The sequence below is a fragment of the Sporomusa sp. genome, assembly GCF_057736855.1.
Window position 1 is genome coordinate 1 of sequence record NZ_JBYKYF010000220.1, and the last position, 5,226, is coordinate 5,226.

At 40.7% G+C, this 5,226-nt stretch carries 5 protein-coding genes and 1 pseudogene; 1 reads left to right on the top strand and 5 read right to left on the bottom strand.

Annotated features, from left to right (window positions below; translation table 11 throughout):
* The 3 genes and pseudogenes from AC29Z1_RS13035 to AC29Z1_RS13045 all read right to left on the bottom strand — a co-directional run.
* Positions 1-675 (bottom strand): HD-GYP domain-containing protein (locus AC29Z1_RS13035; protein WP_488271889.1); only part of this gene is annotated, 675 nt, incomplete at its 3' end.
* Between the two features lie 214 nt (positions 676-889).
* A complete protein-coding gene (locus tag AC29Z1_RS13040) occupies positions 890-1,027 on the bottom strand; it encodes a hypothetical protein (RefSeq protein ID WP_488271890.1) in 138 nt (45 codons plus the stop codon).
* Positions 1,028-1,029: 2 nt separating this feature from the next.
* A pseudogene (locus tag AC29Z1_RS13045) lies at positions 1,030-2,651 on the bottom strand (putative polysaccharide biosynthesis protein).
* A 434-nt stretch (positions 2,652-3,085) separates the two neighbouring features.
* Between AC29Z1_RS13045 and AC29Z1_RS13050 the strand changes: the two are divergent.
* On the top strand, positions 3,086-3,811 hold the full coding sequence (locus AC29Z1_RS13050; protein ID WP_488271891.1) for a polysaccharide deacetylase family protein: 726 nt from the start codon (positions 3,086-3,088) through the stop codon (positions 3,809-3,811).
* Between the two features lie 119 nt (positions 3,812-3,930).
* Here AC29Z1_RS13050 and AC29Z1_RS13055 read toward each other — a convergent pair whose 3' ends face one another.
* Together AC29Z1_RS13055 and AC29Z1_RS13060 are read right to left on the bottom strand one after the other, a co-directional pair.
* On the bottom strand, positions 3,931-4,758 hold the full coding sequence (locus AC29Z1_RS13055; RefSeq protein ID WP_488271892.1) for a hypothetical protein: 828 nt from the start codon (positions 4,756-4,758) through the stop codon (positions 3,931-3,933).
* A gap of 106 nt (positions 4,759-4,864) precedes the next feature.
* On the bottom strand, positions 4,865-5,226 hold a 362-nt coding region (locus tag AC29Z1_RS13060), incomplete at its 5' end, for a hypothetical protein (RefSeq protein WP_488271893.1).

A 5,226-nucleotide genomic window follows, 5' to 3' on the forward strand; every position in this document is an offset into this window, starting at 1 on the left:
CGGATAGCCGCTGCCATCAAAGCGTTCATGATGCTGCAGGGCACAATTTGCTGATGCTAAACTAATATCAGGATTGCGCCGCAGTAATTCATACCCCTTCTCGGTATGCCGCTTTACCAGTGCCATTTCTTCCGGAGTTAATTTACCTGGCTTGTTAAGTATATCCTGCGGAATGGTAGTCATCCCTACATCTCGAAGGAGAGCTCCCACTCCCAAATCACGGAGCCGCTGACCCTCAATACCACAGCTCATGCCCATCATCATTGCAAAAAAATACCCACAAACGGCGTGCTTGAATAGATAATCATGACAATTTTGCATCGCAACAAGTAAAGGTTGTATCTCCTTATGCATACAACATTCTTCTATGAGCGCCAATACCTGTTCTTTAACAGGTTGCGTATCAACATACTTGCCTACCTTCACTTCATCAAGTGCCCGGTGTGCTGCCAGCACAATTTCATTTTTGACATTTTGCGCGGCTATGTCATTCGGGTCAAATAACTGAGACTCTCCCTGAATATAAATATATCTAATATCAAGTTCTGCTATCTTGGAAATATGAAACTCAGTCAATTGAATACCACTATTTAAAATGACCTGGCCATTAATACCGTAGACTGGCTGAGCTAGCGTCATTCCCGCCTGAATATTCTCCCGTAGCACACGTCGCACAATAATTACCTCCAACAAAATAACTTGTATATGTTTTATATTTATTCATACGCAAATATGCTGTATGTGTTCTACCTTTTCATGTTAATTCCTGCCATATCCCGCAGAATACTTACTATTTTTGTCGAAAATCATCCAACTTACGTCCCATAAACGGTAACAAAATGCAAATTCTTTTTTTTCGACCCTTTCAGCAGTAAAACAATACCTAATACTAATCCCATAGGACCGACACCATGGCAGATAACAAGCATACAGCTTCCCGCCAGCGTTTATAAACATACCACTTCATAGGATAATCATGAATATCGGTAATACCGAATGAAGCATTACCTAAGCCAGCCTTTTGCATTTTTACCTGTTGATAAAAGCAAAAAAGCAATGCAACTTTACCAAAAAATGACCTACAAGCGGCACTCGCCATAAATCATGCTCAGTAAGTTCCCCTAACAACAACAAAATAATCCCATATACCCCTGCAGCAACAACGATATCAACAAAGATAGCTGCCATTGGCCCGACAGTATCGAATAACACCGCATTAACTTGGTATAGCGCTATTCCCATGATAGCAGCAGCCACTACCATTTTAACTAATGCAGGAATATCCAGCGAAAACCGGTATAACGATATACATATGCCAGGTTAAGCAACGCAGCCACAGCAAAATCAGCATTGGTGGCCCAGCCTGCACCTAAAATTCCCAGTGCCGGCAGCGCAGCTAAAAACCAGTTCAAGCCTACTTTCACTATCGCTGCAATCCCCATATGAATCAACGGCAGAGCCGTATGCCCCATGCCCTGCAAAATACTTGTCGTTACTTGGTGAATACCTAAAAAACATATGCCAATAGCCAATACCCTCACTACCGGACCTGCCCCTGGGACATGATATACAGCAGTAGCCAGCGGTGTTGCCAACACCCCCATTCCGACAGCAGCAGGAATAGTCACAAGCGCGGTTAGTCTGAGCGCAGCGGTTGTATGATGCCTAATCTGCTGCTTATTTCCTACTGATTGCGCTTCAGCGATCGCCGGTACCAGATTGGTTGCCAAAGCTGCTGTAATGATGGTAGCAAGATTTACAAGCGGAACTGCCATACCTGTCAAATACCCAAACAGCGCCGTGGCCTGTTCAACGGCATACCCTGCCGCCTCTAACCTAACTGGTACAACAAACAAATCAAGATTAGCTACTAGCGGTAGCATAAGACTTGATAGAGATACCGGCAGGGCCAATTTCGCCATACGCCGCAATAAACTTTTATTTGATTCAGCTTTATTACCCAAGTCTTGTATCCCACTAGGATTCAAGGTGCGCTGCAACCTGACATAATAGAAAATAAGTACAATGAGTCCGGCAACAGCACCCACGCTAGCTCCCATACTCGCGCCACCAGCCGCATACTCCAGCCCTGCTGGCAAGAGCCAGGCAGCCAACATTACCATAGCCCCAACCCGAAATAACTGTTCGACAATTTGGGACACGGCTGTCGGTGTCATTACTTGCCATCCTTGCAAATATCCCCGAAAGCTTGACAGCAGAGTAACAAAAAAGATAGCCGGCGTCAACGCCAAAATAGCCGGATAGGCCCTGACATCCCTAATTAATTGATATTCTATCAGCCAGCCTGCGCCCCAATACACCAAACAGCTCAACACTAATCCCGAGAAGGCCATCAAAGCTAAAGACAATCGAAATACACGATTAGCTCCTCGATAATCCTGGAGAGCCACCTTTTCCGCAGTGATAATGGATATGGCTGTCGGAATACCGGCAGTAGATATATACAGTGCTAACAAATAGATAGGAAAAGCCATCTGATACAGCCCAATTCCTTCACCGCCCAAAACCCGCGATAAAATAATCCAGTTTAATGAACCAATAACTTTAACTACGATACCAGCAACTGTTAATATCAAGGTTCCCTTCAGAAAAGAGCTACACTTGCTATCATTTTTGTTACGGTTTTCCATACTCAACGATTACCTATCCTCTCGGCTAAGTTTAGCCGAATCCCATGAGATTCATCGCTCTTGACTTCTCCGCCAATAATAGACATGCAGCCATAATACCAGCAGGAACCGTCAGACTATCTTACATGACCATTGCATTGTATTATACTAAATACAATGCAGCATAGCCTTATTTATCGGTATAATCTGTAAACACACAAAAAACTGCTCTATATTATCTTGCTTTAGCAAAGAACATTATATAGTGGTAAATTCGCCACTATTTTTTTAATATTTCTTCCCACGTTTCTCATATATATAATATCTGCCAGCCATCATTCTCTTTTGATACCTCAAGCGTACAGAGGCATCTCAAAGGACAGCAATCATGACTACCAATCTTCTGATTACGCGAGCTGCCTTGCTTCAAAATGTAAAAAAGGAGGAACTTCCCGTTGAAAGCGTTAGAACTATGGTTCTTAACTATCGCTAGTATTCTACTGGTAGCAGGTGCAAATACTGAACATTTGTCCAATGAGTCTCGAACAATCTCCCAAGTGCAGACCATCCATAAAGTCGTGGCATTAACAATAGATGATGGTCCGCATAAGAAGATTACGCCAGAAATTTTATCCATTCTCAGAGAAAAACAGGTCAAAGCAACCTTCTTTGTTCTCGGAAAAAATGCAGAACATTCACAACAACTTTTGGCGCAGGAAGTGGCCGATGGCCATGAGATTGGTATTCATACCTATAGTCATCCTATGTTAATAAAATTGAATCCAGAAAACATAGCAGCCGAATTCGAAAAGGCAGAAAATGCAATTACAAATATAGCACCTAAACCCACGTTATTCCGCCCGCCTGGCGGCTTATATAATCAACAAGTAGTGAATACCGCACGCCAAAAAGGCTATACTACTATCCTCTGGTCAATTGATCCACGGGACTGGAGTTGCCCACCGGCTAGCAACATTGTGAAAACCGTACTCCAGGAAGTTAAACCTGGCAGTATTATTTTACTGCATGATGGTCAGTATCCTTTACCAACGCCCGAAGCATTGCCAATGATCATCGACAGTCTACGCGAGCAAGGCTATGAATTTGTCACCGTTAGCGAATTGTTGCAGTACCGAGAACTCCGTTATTCTTTTCCATTTTTCCACAATCTTTCCTGGTAATGTAACAGAAACGAGCGCCTGCGCAGTGCAGGGGTACTCGCTAATAATTGCTCTGACTATTGCGATACATACGATGACATTTATTCTAACGTTTTTACATTTATTAACTTAAATTGGAATCAATATTTCAATTTTTTGGAAATACGCACAACTCTACTTAATATTTCCATTGGTGGACTATACAATACTGTCATTAATGAGTTATATAGCTTAGCGTCAATCATATTGATAATTTCTGGCTTACCATGCGCTATTCCATTGCGGACATCGACTAACCTAACTTTTTTGTTCCCAAATCTGCAGTTCTCCATATCATTACAAATTTCCGTAAACTCTTTGGCTACAGGGGAAATATATTGTCTGAATAAAGAAATCAAATCACTAGCTCGATTTGCATTTGGATCATTCACAAGATTACCTAGATATTTTATAGCCCCTAAGGTTGGTGTTAAATTATTCTTCATTTTTAAAGAATCATGCTGCATATTGTATCTTGGGTCTAGACAATTTGTATTACGGGCTAATTTAAATTCTTCTTGTCTGGCAAACGGAGAAAATATTTTATAACCTATCTCACGCTCAAGTCCCCTTAAAAGAGGGAGTAGTGCTATATCATATACATCTCCCATTTCCAGAAGACGTACTGATGCAAAAATATCTCGTTGGGTTTCCGGTAATAGATCATGCCAGTAGCTCTTTAAATTCTCTATTTTTACTATACCTATACTTTGTTTCTGCGATCCCGTAATACAATATATTCGCCCAAGCATCTTATCAATTCTATCGATAATATCTTGTTCCTCAAATTCATTTAATTCAACAGAGCTCTGGGCTGATTGTATTTGCTTAATTTGCTTACTAAGTTCCCTTATATTATCCTGCAATTTTTGCTTATCTTTAGTTAATTCTAGTTTCTCGTTTTTTAACTTATTTATTTCTTTAACCATATCTTCAAGTTTATCATCATCAAACTTGAAAATTGCATCTTTTTAAATCGGGTATCAAATCAGTAATAAATTTATTTTCTTGCATATTGAAGGCCAACAGAATATGTTAATATATTTCAAGTAAATCCCTTTTTAGATAATCACGGTTCAGATCATCCGCTACTTTTTTTGCAGATAAACACCCTAAAAGTGCCCATCTAAATAGTATAGCGTCCTTGAAATCATAGGCAAACCACTTCCACCCTTTTAAAAAATATATATCTGCTATTACACCCTGAATATGTTTTCCCATCTGGTAGTAGTAGTAAATATAGTCATTAAACAACCACCAAAATTGAATATATTCTTCAAGGTGAGGTAACTCTTTAGCTACCCTAGCTTCACATTTAATGAGTGCAAACCAATCTAAAGAACGCATTTGATCGCTGGGTAAAGCAAAGCCAGTCGAGCGGTTCTTTCCGTGAAGCC

What these genes read in the sequence shown, in the direction of transcription:
- AC29Z1_RS13040 (WP_488271890.1), bottom strand. Translation starts at nt 1,027, where the DNA reads ATGCAAAAGGCTGGCTTAGGTAATGCTTCATTCGGTATTACCGATATT.
- AC29Z1_RS13055 (WP_488271892.1), bottom strand. Translation starts at nt 4,758, where the DNA reads ATGGTTAAAGAAATAAATAAGTTAAAAAACGAGAAACTAGAATTAACT.